15 protein-coding genes are annotated in these 18,626 nt (G+C 70.8%); 4 read left to right on the top strand and 11 right to left on the bottom strand.

Annotated elements, in window-relative coordinates; genetic code table 11:
* The first annotated feature begins 251 nt into the window (after positions 1-251).
* Positions 252-866, top strand: coding sequence for a hypothetical protein (locus KUM40_RS11970; protein ID WP_217165789.1), 615 nt, complete (start codon positions 252-254; stop codon positions 864-866).
* Between the two features lie 255 nt (positions 867-1,121).
* Here the strand turns inward: KUM40_RS11970 and KUM40_RS11965 are convergent, their stop codons facing one another.
* The 3 genes from KUM40_RS11965 to KUM40_RS11955 all read right to left on the bottom strand — a co-directional run bounded on the left by KUM40_RS11965 (position 1,122) and on the right by KUM40_RS11955 (position 3,226).
* Complete coding sequence (locus KUM40_RS11965) at positions 1,122-1,754, bottom strand: hypothetical protein (protein WP_217165788.1); 633 nt, start codon at positions 1,752-1,754, stop codon at positions 1,122-1,124.
* 68 nt (positions 1,755-1,822) lie between these two features.
* Positions 1,823-2,524, bottom strand: coding sequence for a ribonuclease HII (locus KUM40_RS11960; protein ID WP_217165787.1), 702 nt, complete (start codon positions 2,522-2,524; stop codon positions 1,823-1,825).
* Between the two features lie 81 nt (positions 2,525-2,605).
* Positions 2,606-3,226, bottom strand: a complete 621-nt coding sequence (locus KUM40_RS11955) for a TetR/AcrR family transcriptional regulator (protein WP_217165891.1) — start codon at positions 3,224-3,226, stop codon at positions 2,606-2,608.
* Between the two features lie 201 nt (positions 3,227-3,427).
* On the opposite strand from KUM40_RS11955, the gene KUM40_RS11950 reads away from it, so the two are divergent.
* The gene (locus KUM40_RS11950; RefSeq protein WP_217165786.1) at positions 3,428-4,975 is read left to right on the top strand and encodes an MFS transporter; all 1,548 of its coding nucleotides are present in this window, start codon (positions 3,428-3,430) and stop codon (positions 4,973-4,975) included.
* Positions 4,976-5,263: 288 nt separating this feature from the next.
* Here the strand turns inward: KUM40_RS11950 and KUM40_RS11945 are convergent, their stop codons facing one another.
* From KUM40_RS11945 to KUM40_RS11935, 3 genes are all read right to left on the bottom strand, one after another.
* Entirely contained in the window at positions 5,264-6,169 is a 906-nt protein-coding gene (locus tag KUM40_RS11945) for an ADP-ribosylglycohydrolase family protein (RefSeq protein ID WP_217165785.1), read from the bottom strand.
* A gap of 12 nt (positions 6,170-6,181) precedes the next feature.
* The gene (locus KUM40_RS11940) at positions 6,182-6,841 is read right to left on the bottom strand and encodes a histidine phosphatase family protein (protein ID WP_217165784.1); all 660 of its coding nucleotides are present in this window, start codon (positions 6,839-6,841) and stop codon (positions 6,182-6,184) included.
* Between the two features lie 127 nt (positions 6,842-6,968).
* Positions 6,969-7,583, bottom strand: coding sequence for a YdbC family protein (locus KUM40_RS11935; protein ID WP_217165783.1), 615 nt, complete (start codon positions 7,581-7,583; stop codon positions 6,969-6,971).
* Between the two features lie 158 nt (positions 7,584-7,741).
* Here KUM40_RS11935 and KUM40_RS11930 point away from each other — a divergent pair, with 158 nt between their 5' ends.
* Positions 7,742-8,275 (top strand): TerD family protein, encoded by a 534-nt coding sequence (locus KUM40_RS11930; protein WP_217165782.1) that lies wholly within the window; start codon positions 7,742-7,744, stop codon positions 8,273-8,275.
* Positions 8,276-8,410: 135 nt separating this feature from the next.
* On the opposite strand, the gene KUM40_RS11925 is transcribed toward KUM40_RS11930, so the two are convergent.
* Positions 8,411-11,308 (bottom strand): vitamin B12-dependent ribonucleotide reductase, encoded by a 2,898-nt coding sequence (locus KUM40_RS11925; RefSeq protein WP_217165781.1) that lies wholly within the window; start codon positions 11,306-11,308, stop codon positions 8,411-8,413.
* 167 nt (positions 11,309-11,475) lie between these two features.
* Positions 11,476-12,024 carry a transcriptional regulator NrdR gene (gene nrdR, locus KUM40_RS11920; RefSeq protein ID WP_217165780.1) on the bottom strand — a complete coding sequence of 183 codons (549 nt, stop codon included), beginning with the start codon at positions 12,022-12,024 and terminating at the stop codon, positions 11,476-11,478.
* 597 nt (positions 12,025-12,621) lie between these two features.
* On the opposite strand from nrdR, the gene lexA reads away from it, so the two are divergent.
* Positions 12,622-13,401, top strand: a complete 780-nt coding sequence (gene lexA / locus KUM40_RS11915) for a transcriptional repressor LexA (protein ID WP_217165779.1) — start codon at positions 12,622-12,624, stop codon at positions 13,399-13,401.
* Between the two features lie 139 nt (positions 13,402-13,540).
* Here lexA and KUM40_RS11910 read toward each other — a convergent pair whose 3' ends face one another.
* The 3 genes from KUM40_RS11910 to KUM40_RS11900 form a co-directional block, all read right to left on the bottom strand.
* Entirely contained in the window at positions 13,541-15,622 is a 2,082-nt protein-coding gene (locus tag KUM40_RS11910) for an ATP-dependent DNA helicase (RefSeq protein ID WP_217165778.1), read from the bottom strand.
* A gap of 164 nt (positions 15,623-15,786) precedes the next feature.
* The gene (locus KUM40_RS11905) at positions 15,787-16,497 is read right to left on the bottom strand and encodes a GNAT family N-acetyltransferase (RefSeq protein ID WP_254394979.1); all 711 of its coding nucleotides are present in this window, start codon (positions 16,495-16,497) and stop codon (positions 15,787-15,789) included.
* Positions 16,498-16,580: 83 nt separating this feature from the next.
* A complete protein-coding gene (locus KUM40_RS11900) occupies positions 16,581-18,548 on the bottom strand; it encodes an IucA/IucC family siderophore biosynthesis protein (RefSeq protein WP_374227369.1) in 1,968 nt (655 codons plus the stop codon).
* Between the last annotated feature and the right edge of the window lie 78 nt (positions 18,549-18,626).

The following is an 18,626-nucleotide window of genomic DNA, read 5'->3' as shown; positions in this document are numbered from 1 at the left end:
CAGCTCCGGTGCCGTTGCGCGTGCCGCGTCCCATGCGTCACCAGGCGGCGCTCCGGGTAGGGATATAGAACGCACATCAGTCGATAACGGTCGTCGGTCTCAATTGCTCGTTGCCGCATCCAAGTTCGACAGGAAGAATTGAAGTCCGCTCCCCGCACGGCCCTCCCGTGATCCGGCAGGGCTTCACTGCGGTGCGCGCTCCCCGAATCCGACCCTGCCCGCAGTGTGGGCGCGTAGCCGAAGGGAGGAACGTGACCTTCGGATTCGCTCCGTCCTCGGCGGCCTCGTTTTCGTCGTCCGCCGTTTCCGCCAGTCGCATGCTCGAACCGGCGGAGTGGGCTGCCGCCGGAATCCCGCTGCTGCGCAATCCTCGGGAGGTCGTCAGCGGGCTGCACTCGCGGCACCGTCCCAGACCGGCGACGGCGGTCGTGGCCGTACTCGATCCGGACGAACGACTGCGCGCCAGCGCCTCCTTCACCAGCCGCCGCTCCCCCGCCGACGGATGGATGTTCCGCAACGCACTGCTCTCCCAGTTGCGCCGCGTCATCCCGCACGATCTGCGGCGCCGCACACCGGTGCGCACCGCCGTGCTGCTCTACTGCCGTGAGGGCGACGCGCGTTGGACGGAGGAGGACGGCGCCTGGATGTGGGGGCTGCGGGACGCGTGCACGTTGCACGGGCTGCGCTGCGGCGCGTACATCACGCTGACCCGGGACGGCTGGCAGGTCCTCGGCGAGGGCCGCGCCGGGCGCCGGCCGAACGCGGCGTCGGCGCCGGAGCCCTTCGCCACGTCGGAGACGCCCCCTCCGCCGCCGCGCACCGGCGGTGTCGCGTCGGATGTCCTGCGCCGTGCGGCGGCCCGCTGAGCGCCACGAGTGGCGGTCCGGGGACCGCTACGGGAGGGCCCGACCAGTGACAGGACGCGGCATCACCCGTACGCCGCTGTTGTCCTGGCGGGCACGCCCACCCGTGCCGCCCGTCTTGTCTCGTCGCGCGGGGAGCCGGCGTGCGTCGCCAGGACGTCGGGTGCGGCTGGGCACACCGAAGCCGCCACCGTGCGGGGGCTCCGGCCCGGCGCCCCCTGTGTCACACCGGCGTCCGCCGCGCGCGGCGGAACGGGCTCAGACGCCCGCGCCCAGCACCGAGTTGATCCGCTGCGGGTCTCCGCAGACGATCAGCAGGGCGCCGGCCCGGGAGTGGGCCACGGTCAGGGCGGTGACAGCGGCGGCCTCCGGGCCACCGTTGAGCGCCACCACGACCACGGTCCGCGACGCGGCACGGTCCGCGACGGCGGCGTCGGCGTAGAAGACGTCGTCGCCCGCGTCGTGCTGCGCCCAGTAGGCGGCGTCACCGAAGGACAGTTCGTGGGCCGCCCACGGGTGGGGTTCGCCAGTGGTGATCACCAGCACGTCACCGGGGGTACGACCCGAGTCCAGCAGCAGGTCCACGGCCTCTTCGGCGGCGTCGAGCGCGCCGTCGGGCGTGGCCGGGATCAACTGGATCTGCGGGGCGGCCGGGGCGGCTGCCGGAGTGGCCGGACCCGAGGGTCCGGGCTTGGCCGGGGCAGTGTCTCGCGACGCGCGTTGCGCCGGCGGTGCCGGCCGCACCGGGCCGGGACGGCCGGGGCGCGGCGGAGCCGCGGGACGGGGACCGGGTACGGGGCGGGGGGTCGGCGCGGTGCGGCCACTGGCCGGAGTGGCGCGGGGACCCTGGGCCTGCTCGTGAATCTGAGGCTCCTCGGGAATGAGAGGCATGAGCTGATATTTATCAAACGTTGGTGCGGCTCGCGTCGGCGGGTGGCACATGCCTGCGAGCGGAACCGTCAGAAATCGAATCCGAGCTGACCCTCGATTTCCGGAACGCTTCCGTCCACCCAACTGCGGACCTTCTTGAGGTGCCGCCACTGGGGCAGCGCATCAAGATACGCCCACGACAACCGGTGGTGCGGGGTGGGGCCCCGCTCCTCCAGTGCGGCCCTGTGCACGGGCGACGGATACCCGGCGTTGTCCGCAAAGGCGAAGTCTGCATGGTCGACACCCAGTTCGGCCATCATTTTGTCGCGCTGGACCTTGGCGAGCACCGAGGCCGCCGCGACGGCGACGCAGGACTGGTCGCCCTTGATCACCGTACGAACCCGCCAAGGCACCCCGAGATAGTCGTGCTTGCCGTCGAGGATGACGGCTTCGGGGCGGACCGGCAGGGTTTCCAGGGCTCGCACCGCCGCCAGTCGCAGCGCGGCGGTCATCCCCAGTGCGTCGATCTCCTCCGGAGAGGCGTGCCCCAGGGCGTAGGACGTGACCCAGGTCCGCAACTCCACGGCGAGTTCGGTGCGTCGCTTGATGGTGAGCAGCTTGGAGTCGGTCAGGCCGACCGGGGGGCGACGCAGTCCGGTGATCGCGGCGCAGACGGTGACCGGACCGGCCCACGCGCCGCGCCCCACCTCGTCGACACCGGCAATGACCTTCACTCCGGTCGTGGCGCGAAGGGAGCGCTCGACGGTGTGAGTAGGCGGTTCGTACGGCATGGCGCCCCCAGCGTACGCCGCTGTGAACGTCCGGCGACACCCCGGTTCCCCAAACGGGACCGGGGCTCTCGACGGCCGGGATCAGGCGCCGTCGGGCCGCAGCAGCGGGACCATCAACTGGTCGATCATTTCCTCCAGCTCCTGGTCAGTCAATTCACTTGCACAAATCTTCGATCGGTACATCATCATCGCCGGGATGGCGTCGAAGACGTATCCGTTGGCCGCGTCACGGCGAACCTCTCCCCGCTCTATTCCACGGTTGATGACCTCACAGAGCATCTCGAGGGTCGGCTCGACCACACCCTTGATGATCACCGCATGGAAGCGCTCGGCCTGCGTGGGGTCGCATTCGTGAATCACCGAACGCCAAGCGAAGCCAGGCCGGGAGAACATCGCGTCGCGCGCCCTGCGGCACAACTCCAGCAGATCCTCGCGGACGCTTCCGAGATCGGGCACCGTGTCGAAGTGGGGCAGCCCGGAGAGCAGCGCGTCCGCGACGAGGTCCTCCTTGGACGGCCACCGGCGATAGACGGCCGCCTTGCCGGTCTGCGCGCCGGCGGCCACACCCTCCATCGTCAGTCCGTTCCAGCCGACGGTGCCGAGCTGATCCAGCGCGGCATCGAGGATCGCGCGCTCCAGGACCGCGCCGCGCCGGCGGGAGGACGTCTGGGCGGAGGCGGCCACCCAGTGCGAAGCAACCATGTCGTTGGTCTCCAGAAAGCGGAAAGCGGAAAGCGGGAAAAACGGGTATTCGGGGATGAGTGACGCGCCGCGCGACCTCAACGGGGGACGGGGCACACGGCGAGACAAAAAGTGAACGGTTGCGTTCACTGTCCGCGAGTCACTAACGTTGAGGCAACAGTGAACGCGAGCGTTCACTAAGTCGTTCGTGGGGGACACATAGTGACAACCTCTTCTCTGATCAAAGACCAGAAGCCGGGAGCGGCCCGCCGGGAGGGGCATCCCGGCATCGCACTCGCCGTCATCGCGGCCTGCCAACTCATGGTGGTACTCGACGCGACGATTGTGAACATCGCGCTCCCGCACATTCAAGACGCGCTCAAGTTCAGCACCACCGACCTCACCTGGGTCGTCAGCGCGTACACGCTCACCTTCGGCGGCCTGCTCCTGCTCGGCGGCCGAGCCGGTGACATCCTCGGCAGGCGCCGCGTCTTCATGACCGGCATCCTGCTGTTCACCTTCGCCTCGCTGCTCGGCGGATTCGCCCAGGAACCCTGGCAACTGCTGGCGGCGCGCGTCCTGCAAGGCATGGGAGGCGCCATCGCGTCGCCCACGTCGCTCGCCCTTATCACCACCACCTTCCCCGAGGGGCCGGAACGCAATCGGGCCTTCGGCGTCTTCGCGGCCGTCTCCGCGGGCGGTGGCGCCATCGGCCTGCTGGCGGGCGGCATGCTCACCGAATGGCTCGACTGGCGCTGGGTGCTCTTCGTCAACGTGCCGATTGGTGTGCTGATCGCCGTGCTCGCCCCGCTGTACATCAGCGAGTCCGAACGGCACTCCGGCCGCTTCGACATCGCCGGGGCGGTGACCTCGACGGCGGGTATGGCATCCCTCGTCTACGGCTTCATCCGGGCCGCGGACGAGGGCTGGCGGGACAACCTGACCATCGGCTCCTTCGCCGCCGCGGCGGTCCTGCTGCTGGCCTTCGTCCTCATCGAGTCGCGGGCCAAGGAACCGATCACTCCGCTGAAGATGTTCGCCGACCGCAATCGCTCCGGCACGTACGTGATCATGCTGAGCCTGGCCGCGGCGATGTTCGGCATGTTCTTCTACATCGTGCTGTTCGTGCAGAACGTGCTGGGCTACACCCCCATCGAGGCCGGTCTGGCCTTCCTGCCGGTCACGGTGGTGATCGCGCTCGGTGCGGGTCTGTCGCAGCGGTTCCTGCCCGTCTTCGGTCCAAAACCGTTCATGCTCGTCGGCTCGGCGCTCGCCGCGCTCGGACTCGGCTGGCAGGCCCTCATCAGCGCCGACAGCTCGTATGTCGGCGGGATCCTGGGGCCGATGCTGATCTTCGGCTTCGGCATGGGGCTGAACTTCGTGACACTGACGCTGACCGCGGTCTCCGGAGTCGCCCAGCACGAGGCGGGTGCGGCGTCCGGTCTGCTGAACGCGATGCAGCAGGTGGGCGGATCGATCGGCCTCGCCATCCTGACGACGGTCTTCGGCACCGCCGGCAAGAACGAGGCGGAGAAGCAGGTGCCGGACTTCCTCACCAACGCTTCGCCGCAACAGCAGGCTGAGTTCGCCCAGACGCACCAGCTCCCGGCGCCCTGGGCGCACGACGTGCTGGCACAGGGCATCTCGGCCGCCTTCATCCCGGCCGCCGCCATGGCCGTACTCGCCCTGGCCACGGCGTGGCTGGTGATCCGGGTACGCAAGAGCGACCTGGAGGCCCTGTCCGGCTCGGCCGGGCCGGGAGCGGGCTGACCCTGCGGCACCGCGGGCCGGGCGGGGGACACCGGCGGGCGTCCCACACGCCCGCCGGGACGGGCCCCGTCGGCACGCGGTCGCCGGCGTCGTCGGCCGACCGCGCAGGATGACGGGCACGACGACGGCCAACAGCGCGACGAACACCGAGAGCACCCCCACGTCCCACCCCCTCGTGACCTTCCCGGGCCCGTGCGGGGCCGAGGCCTCGCACAGCGGTTGTCACGACAACGGGCAAGTGGTCACGGAGAGTTCCCGTCACACACGGAGAGTCTCCACGTGGAGTCGTCAGGCCGGGGCCGCCATCCAGGCGGGCAGCGCCTCGACCCGCCCCGCCCACTCGGCCGGCGGCACCCCCGCCTTCCCGGCCGCGATCACGCCGCCCACGATGGCGCAGGTCGTGTCCACGTCACCGCCGACCTGGGCGGTCGTCCAGAACGCGGTCTCGTACGCTCCAAGGGCTCGGGCGGCGGACCAGAGAGCGAAGGGAACCGTGTCATGCGCGGTCGTGCGCCGGCCACAGCCCAGTACCGCCGCGACGGTGGCCGCGTCGGCGTAGTCGAGCATGTCCCGGGCGCGGCGCAGGCCGGCGCCCACCGCGCTCTTCGGTACCAGTGCGATCACCCCGTCGAGGAGCGCGTGCGCACTGGGCGGGCCGGCCGGATCCGCGGCCAGCGACGCCGCCGCCGCGACGGCCATGGCGCCGACCACCGCCTCACGGTGCTGGTGCGTCGGGTAGGCCGAGATCTCCGCCTGGTGGGTCGCCTGTTCCGGATCGTCCGCGTACCAGGCGCCGAGCGGCGCGATGCGCATGGCGGCGCCGTTGCCCCAGGAGCCCTGCCCGTTGAACAGCGCCGCGGCCAGCTCGCGCCAGTCGCCGCCTTCCCTGACCAGCCGCAGCAGCCGGTTGACCGCCGGGCCGTAGCCCCGGTCGAAGTCGTGGTGCCGGGCGAAGGAGAGCGCCAGCGCGTCCTGGTCGACGCGGTGGTGGGTGGCCAGGACGGAGACCACGGAGCAGGCCATCTCCGTGTCGTCGGTCCACTGCCAGGTGCCGGGCGGCAGCTCGCGGCGCTTGAGCAGCGGATAGTTCGCGGGGACGAAGAACTGTGAGCCCAGCGCGTCGCCCACCGAAAGGCCGCGCAGGCTGGACAGGGCCCGGTCCAGGCGCCCGTCAGGAGATGAATGAGCGGTCATCGCCCTGCCACTCTATCCGGTGATCCCGTACGGTTCCGGATCTCGCCAGCGTTCGAAGGGCCGGTCAAGGGTGTACCTGCCGTCCTCACCGAGAACGAGCATCCGCATCTCGGCGTTCCCGGGGTTGGACAGCGACTCGAACTCCGCGACCGTCCAGTGGAACCACCTCATGCAGAACAGCCGCATGGCGAGCCCATGGGTCACCAGGAGCACGTTCGGCGGATGGCCGGGGTCCTCGAAGCTGCGGAACAGGCTCTCCAGGAAGCCGCCGACCCGGTCGTACACGTCGGCACCGGACTCGCCCTGGGCGAAGCGGTAGAAGAAGTGCCCGTAGGCGTCGCGGTAGGCCTTCTGGAGGCGCACGTCGTCGCGGTCCTGCCAGTTGCCCCAGTCCTGCTCACGCAGCCGGGGCTCCTCGCGTATCCGTATGAGTTCGGGGTCGAGGTGGAAGGCGCGGAGCGTCTCGTGGGTGCGGCGGTACGGGGAGACGTACACGCTGACCCGCTCGCGGCCGAACACCTCGCGAAGCCCTTTGCCGGTCTCCTCCGCCTGCGTCCGGCCCCGGTCGGTGAGGGCCAGCGCGTGGTCGGGTTCGCGCTCGTACACGGTGTCATCGACGTTGCCGGTCGACTCGCCGTGCCGGACAAGAACGATGCGCCGTGGTCGTGCCATGCCAGAACCCTAGATCGAGTCGGGTGGAACCAAGCACTCGTACGGGCCCCATACGGCGTACGTCACACAGATTCCACACGTGGGCGGGGACTGGCGGGTCACTGACGGTCACCGGTGGGTCCGGATCTCAAACGGTCCAGGAGGGTTCCAGTTGAATGATGTCCCCCGTCAGCGCCGCGACGTCCGCCTCCGTCTGGGCGCGCAGGGCGAGCCGCTCCACCCGCTCGGTGCGGTACTTGCCGTGCTCGGCGGCCGACCGCCACATGGAGAGCACGAGGTACTCGTTGTACGTGTTCCCCGGCGCCTCGCCGAACAGGCCGCGGATCATTCCGGGCGAGCCGGCCATCGCGGGGTTCCAGACCTTCTCCTGCATGAGGACGTAGTGCTCGGCCCGCTCCTCGTGGACCCGGCACAGCGCCACCCGCAGCAGGTCGGCGTCGGTGAAGCGCGGCTCGAACCCGGTCTTCACGTCGAACCGGTAGTCGAAGAGCCTGACCTGGGCGTCCTTGAAGGTGCCCATCTGGGCGGAGGCCAGCCTGTCGTGGGAGCGGGCCATGAAGGAGTCGTAGAAGGCACGGCTCTCCCAGAAGGCGAAGACGTGCGCCACGTCCGGCCGTCCCCGGCTCCAGCCACCCCCCTGTCCCCGAAAGCCCGGCTCCCCCGGAAGCCCCGCCCATTTCCGCTGCCCCCGCTCGAAACCGCGGCGGTCCACCACGGTGCAGCGAATCCACTTGACCAGCACCGCGCCATGGTAAGGCCAGGGAACGTGGCACCGGTCACTCTCCACGGGACCACTTGTCCGCACCTCCGTCTCTGTGCGTGGCAGGATGGACAACAGGCCGTCACCGCTCGGCAGTTCAGATGGCCGGGCAGGGCGGGGGACCTGGGAAGGGGAAGTCTGTGAACGGCCTCAGCAAGGGCATGCGCAAGGTCGAGGTCGCGCTGCGGTGGGACCCGAATCCGGCGGGGCAGCCACCCGCCGACCTGGACCTCGTCGCCGGGACCTATCCGGCCGACGATCCATACGGCAGCCCGTCGTACGTGGTGCACTTCGACAGCCGCTCCCCCGACGGGACCATCTATCTCAACCGGGACAGCAAGGACGGCAAGGGCTTCGGTTTCGACGAGGTCATGACGCTGGAGCTGGAGCGGCTAGACGCCCGGTACGCGCGCGTGGTGGTGGGCGTCGCCATCCAGCAGGGCACCGAGGACCGGACCTTCGGCGACGTGACCCACCCGGGCCTGCGCATCCGGGAGGGGTACACGGACCTGGCCACGGAGGACTTCGGCGGCGTCCTGGGGGCCACCGCGGCGACGGTCGCGGAGTTCGTCCGGGACGAGACGGGAGCCTGGGAGTTCCGGGCCGGCGTACACGGCTTCGAGGGCGATCCCGCCACGTTCGCCGCCACGATGGGCGCGACGCGCCGGCCCTGACCGCGCCGGTGCGAGCGGCGTGGCCAAGGCGAACGAGCGAGGCGATCGAAGCGATCGAGAAGGGCGGTCAGTGCATGAGTAAGGGGCGTCCGCCATGGCGGACGCCCCTTACTCATGTGGCGCTACGCGTCAGCGTTAGCTGCAGCCGCTGGTCGAGCCGCAGCCCTCGCAGATGTAGCAGGAACCGGCGCGCTGCATCTTCGTGCCGCAGGAGAAGCACAGCGGGGCGTCGGCCTGGATGCCCAGTTGCATCTCCACCAGTTCGGCGCTGGTGTGCGCCTGCTGCGGAGCGGGCTTGGCCGCCTCGACCTCGGCCTTCGGCGTGGCGACGGCCTTCAGCTCCTGGGCGCGCGGCGCCGACTGGGCCAGGCCCTCGACGTCGACCTCGTCGTCGGACGATTCGTACGAACCCGTTTCCAGGTGGCGCTGGCGCTCCTCGGCGGAGTGGATGCCGAGCGCCGAGCGCGTCTCGAAGGGCAGGAAGTCCAGCGCCAGGCGGCGGAAGATGTAGTCGACGATCGACTGCGCCATCCGCACGTCCGGGTCGTCCGTCATACCGGCCGGCTCGAAGCGCATGTTGGTGAACTTCGAGACGTAGGTCTCCAGCGGCACGCCGTACTGGAGGCCGACGGAGACGGCGATGGAGAAGGCGTCCATCATGCCCGCGAGGGTCGAGCCCTGCTTGGACATCTTGAGGAAGACCTCGCCGAGACCGTCGTCCGGGTAGGAGTTGGCGGTCATGTAGCCCTCGGCGCCGCCGACCGTGAAGGAGGTGGTGATGCCGGGCCGGCCCTTCGGGAGGCGCTTGCGTACCGGGCGGTACTCGACGACCTTCTCGACCGTCTCGCGGATGGTCGCCTCGGCCTTCTCCGCGGCGGCGTCCGTCGCGGGCTTCTCCTTGGTCTTGGCGGAGAGCGGCTGGCCGACCTTGCAGTTGTCGCGGTAGATGGCGAGCGCCTTGACGCCCATCTTCCAGGCCTCGAAGTAGACCTCCTCGACGTCCTCGACGGTCGCCGACTCCGGCAGGTTGACCGTCTTGGAGAGGGCGCCGGAGATCCACGGCTGGATCGCGGCCATCATGCGGACGTGGCCCATCGCGGAGATGGAGCGCTCGCCCATGGCGCAGTCGAAGACCTCGTAGTGCTCGGGCCTGAGGCCGGGGGCGTCGATCACATTGCCGTGCTCGGCGATGTGATCGACGATCGCCTCGATCTGCTCCTCCTGGTAGCCCAGGCGGCGCAGGGCCTGCGGGACGGTGCCGTTGACGATCTGCATCGAGCCGCCGCCGACCAGCTTCTTGAACTTGACCAGGGCGAGGTCGGGCTCGAGGCCGGTGGTGTCGCAGGACATCGCCAGACCGATGGTGCCGGTCGGGGCGATGACGGAGGCCTGCGCGTTGCGGAAGCCGTTCTTCTCGCCGAGTCGCAGCACGTCCTGCCAGGCCTCGGTGGCGGCGGCCCAGATCGGCGTGTCGAGGTCGTCCACGCGGACGGCCTTGGCGTTCTCGTCCGAGTGCTGCTTCATGACCCGCAGGTGCGGCTTGGCGTTGCGGGCGTAGCCGTCGTACGGGCCGACGATCGCGGCGAGTTCGGCGGAGCGCCGGTACGAGGTTCCGGTCATCAGGGAGGTGATGGCGCCGGCCAGGGAACGGCCGCCGTCGGAGTCGTACGCGTGGCCGGTCGCCATCAGCAGGGCGCCGAGGTTGGCGTAGCCGATGCCGAGCTGGCGGAAGGCGCGGGTGTTCTCGCCGATCTTCTGGGTCGGGAAGTCCGCGAAGCAGATGGAGATGTCCATCGCGGTGATGACGAGCTCGACGACCTTCGAGAAGCGCTCGGCGTCGAAGGACTGGTTGCCCTTGCCGTCGTCCTTCAGGAACTTCATCAGGTTCAGCGAGGCGAGGTTGCAGGACGTGTTGTCCAGGTGCATGTACTCGCTGCACGGGTTCGAGCCGTTGATGCGGCCGGACTCCGGGCAGGTGTGCCACTGATTGATGGTGTCGTCGTACTGGATGCCCGGGTCGGCGCAGGCCCAGGCGGCCTCGGCCATCTTGCGGAAGAGCGCCTTGGCGTCGACCTCCTCGATGACCTCGCCGGTCATGCGGGACGTCAGGCCGAACTTGCCGCCGTCCTGGACGGCCTTCATGAACGTGTCGTTCACACGGACCGAGTTGTTGGCGTTCTGGTACTGGACGGACGTGATGTCGTCGCCGCCCAGGTCCATGTCGAAGCCCGCGTCGCGCAGGGCGCGGATCTTCTCCTCCTCCGAGACCTTGGTCTGGATGAAGTCCTCGATGTCGGGGTGGTCGACGTCGAGAATGACCATCTTGGCGGCGCGGCGGGTGGCGCCACCTGACTTGATCGTGCCGGCGGAGGCGTCGGCGCCGCGCATGAAGGAGACCGGTCCCGAGGCGTTGCCGCCGGAGGAGAGCAGTTCCTTGGAGGAGCGGATCCGGGAGAGGTTCAGGCCGGCGCCGGAGCCGCCCTTGAAGATCATGCCCTCTTCCTTGTACCAGTCGAGGATCGACTCCATGGAGTCGTCGACGGACAGGATGAAGCAGGCGGAGACCTGCTGCGGCTGGGGCGTGCCCACGTTGAACCAGACGGGGCTGTTGAAGCTGAAGATCTGGTGCAGGAGGGCGTACGCCAGCTCGTGCTCGAAGATCTCGGCGTCGGCGGGCGAGGCGAAGTACTTGTTGTCCTCGCCGGCCTTCCGGTACGTCTTCACGATGCGGTCGATGAGCTGCTTCAGGCTCACCTCGCGCTGCGGGGTGCCCACGGCACCGCGGAAGTACTTGCTGGTGACGATGTTGACCGCGTTCACCGACCAGAACTCGGGGAACTCGACGCCACGCTGCTCGAAGTTGACCGAGCCGTCGCGCCAGTTGGTCATGACGACGTCACGACGCTCCCAGGCCACCTCGTCGTAGGGGTGGACGCCGGGAGTGGTGTGGACGCGTTCGACGCGGAGCCCCTTGCCCGCCTTGGTGCCCTTGGCACGGGTACTCCGTGCCGGACCGCTCGCCGTCTCTGTCATGCCGCCTCCCTGTACGGGCGAAAACGCCCTGAAGTGCCGCGATTGTTCCCGTGGCACGGTGTGCTGTCTGGTGTTGCGGGCATCTCACGTCCCGCCCGCAACAGGTCTTTCTCACTCGCCGCCGTCCGGCCGGGCCCGGGCGCCGAAGTCCGGGCCGGCCCGCCGTGTCAGTCGGCGGCGCCTGCGGGTTCGGGGACCTGTCCCGCCCCCGTGGACCCGCGGTCGTTCCCCTGGCTCCCCGCGCCGGCGTCGTCGTCTGCGCCGGGATGCCCCGTCGTCTCTCTCAGTTCCGCGATCGCGGCCTCGAAGTCCTCCAGCGAGTCGAACGCCCGATAGACGGAGGCGAATCGCAGATAGGCGACGAGGTCGAGCTCCTGCAAGGGGCCGAGGATGGCCAGCCCCACGTCGTGGGTGGTCAGCTCGGCGCTTCCGGTGGCCCGCACCGCCTCCTCGACCCGCTGGCCGAGCTGGGCGAGCGCGTCCTCGGTGGCGGGCCGGCCCTGGCAGGCCTTGCGTACACCGTTGATGACCTTGGTGCGGCTGAACGGTTCGGTGACCCCGGACCGCTTCACCACCATGAGCGAGCACGTCTCCACGGTCGTGAACCGACGGGAGCAGTCAGGACACTGGCGGCGCCTGCGGATCGACGTGCCGTCGTCGGTCGTACGGCTGTCGACGACACGGCTGTCGGGGTGCCTGCAGAAGGGGCAGTGCATGGACTCCGAACCCTCCTCACAGCAGACTCAATGGCCTCGAAAGGCCCTTCAGGCCCCTCGAAGCAGCCCCCAGCATAGGCGATCGCGGCGGGCTCGAAGACCCGGGGGACCACAACTTGTGGGCTGCTGCTGCAATCCAACCACTACATGTGGGGATTGGCGCACACATTCACGCCTTGCACGCGTGTCGCGCCTGTACGTACGCGTCCGCACTGCCACGCGGACACGGCGGCCCCACGCGCGCAGGGTCGTGACGCGGGCGCCGGGGGACACGCGCACAGCCGTATCCCCCAGGAGCATGCGGAGATACGGTGGGCACCGCGAGGAGGGGGCGTGGGACTACCGCGAGGGATGGGAGACCCGCCCCGTCGAACGGGATGCCGGATGGCAGACTGGAGCGACATCCCCGAGGTTGTCACCACGGCGGTGAAGAGTACAGCAATGAGCCCTTTTGTCCGCCAGGCACCACGGTAGCCATACACCCAGACATGCGATGCGGGCGAGTGATTCGCGGTTTTTCACTCGAACGTGTGTTTGGCGCAACCTTTCGAAAGCTACTACCGTTGTGCAGCAGGGAGACCATCGAGAGGGGCCGACGTGACCACCACCGCCGACAGTGCCACCATCACTGCCCAGGACCGCCCCCAGGGCCGACCTGAGCCGGTGAACGCGATGAACGACGCCGTGAATCCCGAGGGGCACAAGCGCTCCATGCCGGGACGACCTCCCGGCATCCGGGCGGACAGCTCGGGACTCACCGACCGCCAGCGCCGGGTGATCGAGGTGATCCGCGACTCGGTGCAGCGACGCGGATACCCGCCGTCGATGCGGGAGATCGGCCAGGCCGTCGGTCTCTCCAGCACCTCGTCCGTCGCACACCAGCTCATGGCACTGGAGCGCAAGGGCTTCCTGCGCCGCGACCCGCACCGTCCGCGCGCCTACGAGGTGCGCGGCTCCGACCAGGCCGCCTCGGTGCAGCCCACGGACACCGCCGGAAAGCCGGCCGCGTCGTATGTCCCGCTGGTCGGACGCATCGCCGCCGGTGGTCCGATCCTCGCCGAGGAGTCCGTCGAGGACGTCTTCCCGCTCCCCCGGCAACTGGTCGGCGACGGTGAGCTGTTCGTCCTGAAGGTCGTCGGCGACTCCATGATCGAGGCCGCGATCTGCGACGGCGACTGGGTCACGGTCCGCCGCCAGCCCGTCGCCGAGAACGGCGACATCGTGGCCGCGATGCTCGACGGCGAGGCCACCGTCAAGCGCTTCAAGCGCGAGGACGGCCACGTCTGGCTCCTCCCGCACAACTCGGCGTACGAGCCGATCCCCGGTGACGACGCGACCATCCTCGGCAAGGTGGTGGCCGTACTGCGCCGCGTCTGAGCGCCGCGGCGGGCGGGTACGCCGTGACGGCGACCCGCCGACCCGACCGGGCCCCGGAACCTCTGCGCCGGTTCCGGGGCCCCGCGCTGTGCGGGGTCCGGCGGCCCCGGCAGGGCGCGGGGCGGGCCGCGGCGAGCAGTCAGTCGCCCTCCACCGGCCCCGCGCTCTCCGCCTGGCCTGCGCCCTCGGTCTGACCTGCGACCTCGGTCTGCCGTGCCTTCGCGTCGATCGCGGCGAGCGACTTGCGGACCTGGTTGCGGTCCGTGGTGAACCAGAAGTCGGGCAGGGACGCCTTCAGATAGCTCCCGTACCGGGCCGTCGCCAGCCGCTGGTCCAGTACGGCGACCACACCGCGGTCGCCGGACGCCCGGACGAGCCGGCCCGCGCCCTGGGCCATCAGCAGCGCGGCGTGCGTCGCGGCGACCGCCATGAAGCCGTTGCCCCCGGCCTCCTCCACCGCCTTCTGGCGGGCGCTCATCAGGGGGTCGTCCGGGCGCGGGAAGGGGATCTTGTCCATGACGACCAGTTGGCAGCTCGGCCCGGGAACGTCGACCCCCTGCCACAGTGACAGCGTGCCGAAGAGGCAGGTCCTCGGGTCGGCGGCGAAGTTCTTGATCAGCTCGCCGAGCGTCTCCTCGCCCTGGAGGAGGATCGGATACTCCGGGATGCGCGAGCGCAGCTCCTCGGCGGCCATCTGGGCCGCGCGCATCGAGGAGAACAGGCCGAGCGTGCGGCCGCCCGCCGCCTGGACCAGCTCGGTGAGCTCGTCGAGCATGTCGCCGCGGTCGCCGTCCCGGGCGGGGCGCGCCAGGTGCTTGGCGACGTAGAGGATGCCCTGCTTGCGGTAGTCGAAGGGGGAGCCCACGTCGACGCCCTTCCACTGGGGCACGTCGTCGCCCTCGGTGCCCTCGGGGGCGAGGCCCAGCGACGCCCCGACGCCGTTGAAGTCGCCGCCCAGCTTCAGGGTCGCGGAGGTCAGGACGACCGAGCGGTCGGTGAACAGCTTCTCGCGCAGCAGGCCCGCGACGGACATGGGTGCGACGCGCAGCGAGGCACCACTGTGTCGATATGCGGCTCCGCCGCGGGGCTCGTGTCGCTCGTACCAGACGACGTCCCACTCGGAGCCGTTCGTGATCCGCTCCGCCACGTCGTGCACGGACTCGACGGAGGCCAGTGCCTGCTTGCGGACGGCGTCCTCGTCCTGCACGGACTTGTCGCGGGTCGCGCCGATCGCGGAGATGACCGTGCGGCAGGCGTCGCGCAGCGCCATCAGCGCGTATCCGAGGTCCTCCGGGATCTCCTCGAGGCGGCCCGGCAGCGCCAGCTCCATCAGCCGCTCGAAGCCCTCCGCGGCGGTCTGGAGCTGGTCGGCGGCCTTCTCGTTGGCCAGCTTCGCGGCGCGGCGCACCGCGCGGTTGACCTGGCCGGGCGTGAGCTCGCCGGTGGCGACCCCGGTGACCCGGGAGACCAGCTCGTGCGCCTCGTCGACGATCAGCACCTCGTGCGGCGGCAGGACGGGGGCGCCCTCAATGGCGTCGATGGCGAGCAGCGCGTGGTTGGTGACGACCACCTCGGAGAGCTTGGCGCGCTCGCGGGCCATCTCGGCGAAGCACTCGGCGCCGTAGGCGCACTTCGAGGCGCCGAGGCACTCCCGGGAGGACACCGACACCTGCGACCAGGCGCGGTCGGAGACGCCCGGCGTGAGGTCGTCCCGGTCACCGGTCTCGGTCGCGTCCGCCCAGTCGCGCATCCGCAGCAGGTCCTGGCCCAGCTTGCTGGTGGGAGCGGCGGCCTCGAACTGGTCGAAGAGGCCCTCCTCCTCGTCCTGCGGGACTCCCTCGTGCAGGCGGTGCAGGCACAGGTAGTTCGACCTGCCCTTGAGCATCGCGAACTCCGGGCGGCGGCGCAGTTGGGGGTGGAGCGCGTCGACCGTACGGGGCAGGTCCCGCTCGACGAGCTGGCGCTGCAGGGCCAGGGTCGCCGTGGCCACGACGACCCTCCCGGCGGCTTCGCCCGGGGGACCCCCCGCCCCGTGCGCCAGCGCGGGCACCAGGTAACCCAGTGACTTTCCGGTGCCGGTGCCGGCCTGGACCAGCAGATGGGAGCCACCGTCGATGGCTTCCTCGACGGCTCCGGCCATGGTCACCTGGCCGGGACGCTCCGTGCCGCCGACGGCGGTGACGGCGGCGTGCAGGAGTTCGGGGAGTGAGGGCTTCGTCATAGCGCGACCACCCTACGGCCCGGGACTGACAAACGGGCGGGCAAGGCGGGCGCGAGGGACGGAAGAGGCCGGAGGGCAGGTGGGGACAGCCGGGGCAAGGGTGGCTCCTGATGGGGCGGGACCGGGAATCACGGGCATCACGAATGTCACTGGAGTCGCGGGAGTCACGGGAATTCGGGCGCCGTGCGCTCGCGGACCAGGAGGGCGGCTCGCTTGGCGGGCAGGTCGACCTCAGCGGCGAACCGGAACCCCGCGCCGAGAAACGCGGCGACGGAGGGGGTGTTGCGGACGTCAGGTTCGGCGAGCACCCGCGTGCAGGCGGGCCGTCCGGCCAGGACGAGGTCGGTGACGGTCCTGATCAGCGTGGTCCCGATGCCCTGCCCACGGTCGGCGTCATCGCCGATCAGGAGGTGGATGCCGGTGTCGTGCGGCCGGACGGGACAGTACCGGGCCAACGGGTCGAGGTCGGCCCGGTAGATCTCCCAGTAGCTCATCGGCACCCCGTCCAGCACCCCGACGCACGGCACGCTGCGACCGTCGCCGGTGAGCTGCGCCCGCACGTGGTCCTCCGTCACGCTCCGCGGCCCGGTCAGCTCCCAGTACGCGGCGACGGCGGGGTCGTTCATCCAGCGGGCGACCAGCGGAACGTCCCGTTCGACGCGGACGGGCACCAACTGGAACACGCCCGCGGGGGTGAGGGCCGGGCCCCAGTCGGCGACGCGGTCGAGCAGGTCCTGACCGGCCGGTGTCGCGCCCGCCTCCGCGTGCTCCGTGCCCTCAGGACCCGCGTTCCCGAAGAGGGCGAGGAAGTCGTCGGGCAGGTGCAGGTCCAGGGTGTCGTCGGCGCTCGCGTCGGTGGGTGGCGTGGAAGACAAGGTGTCGCTCTTTCGGGAGGGCGGAGTGTGAAGTGGGCTGGGGCGGAGTGAAGTGGGCCGGTGAGAGGGCGGCGGCGAGCCGGTCAGGCGCGCAGCGGGTTGGTGATCGTGACGTAGACGGACTGGGTGTCCACCGGGCCGACGAGTTCGTCGAGGCCGTGCAAACGGGTCAGCAGGTTGGCCTTGCAACGCAGGACGGGCGAGTCGAGGAGACGTGCCGGGAGCGAACCGCCCATGGGGGCCGGGCCCGAGGAGAGCGTGCCGAGGAAGTGGCGGAAGGCGGCCAGCAGCAGCCGTTCGTCGGCGAGACGCTGGGAGCCGAAGGCGCCGATGAGGCCGAACACGTTGTTGACGGCGAGGTAGTACGCGAAGCGCTCGTCGGTCACCTCGTCGGCCACGAAGGTGTCGCTGTGCTCCGCGATCCCGGGCAGCCTGGCGTCGAGTTCCGCGCGCCGGGACTCGCGGAAGTAGTAGCCCTGGTTGTCGCGGTAGCGGCCGCCGGCGGGCCAGCCGTCGGCGTCCAGGAGCACGAGCGTGTTCTGCTGGTGCGCCTCCAGGGCGATTCCCGCGTGGGCGTCCAGCCACAGGACGGGACGTACGACGTGGTGCAGGTAGCGCAGGAACCACTCGGCGGCGACGGCTCCGCGCGGGCGGCCGGTCCGCCCGGCGAGCCGGGTGACGACCTCGGCCAGCCGGGAGCGCGGGACGGAGGCGGCAGCGGGGTGCGGGTCGGAGCCGTCCACGCGCGCGTGCGGTCGCGGCGCGACGAGACCGGCCACGCAGGACACGTCGTCCGTGGGCCGGAAGGGGTTGTGGCGGATGACGACGTCCAGCCCGCGCACGGGCCTGCCGTCCGGTCCGTCGACGGCGAGCCAGGCCGGGTCGCGGACGACGTCGAAGTCCGGATGGGCCGCCTGCCACTGGCGGGACAGGCCGCGGCGCAGCAGCCGGTGGACCTCGACCCCGCGGTGGAGTTCCTTGCGGAGGTTCTCCCGTCGGGAGTTGGTGATGTGCAGGGCCAGGGAGAGCTTGAGCATGGCGGGGGCACCGGTGCGGTGCACGGTCCGCAGGGAGGAGGTGGGATGCCATGGGGCACCCTGGACTCCGAGGTCCCTGAGCAGCCCGGCGGCCAGCAGTGCGGCGGGCCCGGGCCGGTGCATGACCGCGCGGAACTGCCAGGGGTGCATCGGAAGGACCGCGTATCCGTCCGGCGGCGCCGGATCGTCCGCGGCCAGGCGCGCGGTGAGCATGGGCGCGGTGACCGGGCGGCCGCGCTCGGTCCAGGCCGAGTCGGCGGCCAGTACGCAGGGCGCGACGGCCACCCAGTGCAGGGGGAAGGAGCCGCGCAGTTCCGGTGAGTACCGGCGCGCCTCCGCCTCGGTGAGGCCTTCGCGGCTCTTCGGGGTGGGATGCAGCGGGTGCCCGAGGAGAAGCGCCTGCTCGGCGGCGAGGAACAGGTCGGGGGGCGGCGGCGCCGGATGACCGGTGTCGCAGTCGGGGCGTGCCTCGCGATCGCGGAGGAATACGGCGGTGCGGCGGACGGAGTCGGCGACACGCGCGACGAGGTCGGGAGCGTCCGGGCCCGGGGCGCCGGCCGTCTCCCGCACAAGCAGCGCGGCCAGCGTGACCGCGTCCACGGGGGGCGCCGGGGCGGGCGCGCCGGCCAGGCGTGGGAGGCCGAAGCGGTGCAGCCCGGTCGGGGACCAGTAGTGGACGGGAACGGCCAGGGCCGCACCCGCACCCCAGGCCGGGAGCGGCACGTGGAGGACGCCGTTGTCGGGGGCGGGTACGTCGGCCTCCCGGGTCCAGCAGCGGATCAGGCTCTCCGTGGCCGCGGCCTGGGCGGCGGTGTACGGATCGGGGTGGTCCAGGGGGTCGGCGACGGAGCGGAGCACAGGTGCGGTGGGGTCCCCCGGGGCGGACACAGGCCCCGGTCGCCCAGGACCGGCAGCAGAGGCCGGCACAGGCTCGGCAAGGGCCGACGCGGGCACCGGCGCGGAAGCGGCGGCAGGCCTCGGCAGGGGCGCCCGCACAGGCTCGGCAGCGGACACCGACTCGGGTGGAGGGGGAGGAACGACGACGGTTTCCTCAGCCGCCGAAGCCGGGGGTGCGGGAGCAGGGGCAGATGC

It is taken from the genome of Streptomyces sp. AC512_CC834, assembly GCF_019049325.1.
Lineage (GTDB): Bacteria > Actinomycetota > Actinomycetes > Streptomycetales > Streptomycetaceae > Streptomyces.
This window is presented reverse-complemented; position numbering and strand designations above follow the sequence as displayed.

Excerpts from the sequence above, each read along its gene's own strand:
- KUM40_RS11965 (WP_217165788.1), bottom strand. The coding sequence starts at position 1,754 with ATGCCTCTCATTCCCGAGGAGCCTCAGATTCACGAGCAGGCCCAGGGT.
- KUM40_RS11960 (WP_217165787.1), bottom strand. The coding sequence starts at position 2,524 with ATGCCGTACGAACCGCCTACTCACACCGTCGAGCGCTCCCTTCGCGCC.
- KUM40_RS11955 (WP_217165891.1), bottom strand. The coding sequence starts at position 3,226 with ATGGTTGCTTCGCACTGGGTGGCCGCCTCCGCCCAGACGTCCTCCCGC.
- KUM40_RS11945 (WP_217165785.1), bottom strand. The coding sequence starts at position 6,169 with ATGACCGCTCATTCATCTCCTGACGGGCGCCTGGACCGGGCCCTGTCC.
- KUM40_RS11940 (WP_217165784.1), bottom strand. The coding sequence starts at position 6,841 with ATGGCACGACCACGGCGCATCGTTCTTGTCCGGCACGGCGAGTCGACC.
- KUM40_RS11925 (WP_217165781.1), bottom strand. The coding sequence starts at position 11,308 with ATGACAGAGACGGCGAGCGGTCCGGCACGGAGTACCCGTGCCAAGGGC.
- nrdR (WP_217165780.1), bottom strand. The coding sequence starts at position 12,024 with ATGCACTGCCCCTTCTGCAGGCACCCCGACAGCCGTGTCGTCGACAGC.
- KUM40_RS11910 (WP_217165778.1), bottom strand. The coding sequence starts at position 15,622 with ATGACGAAGCCCTCACTCCCCGAACTCCTGCACGCCGCCGTCACCGCC.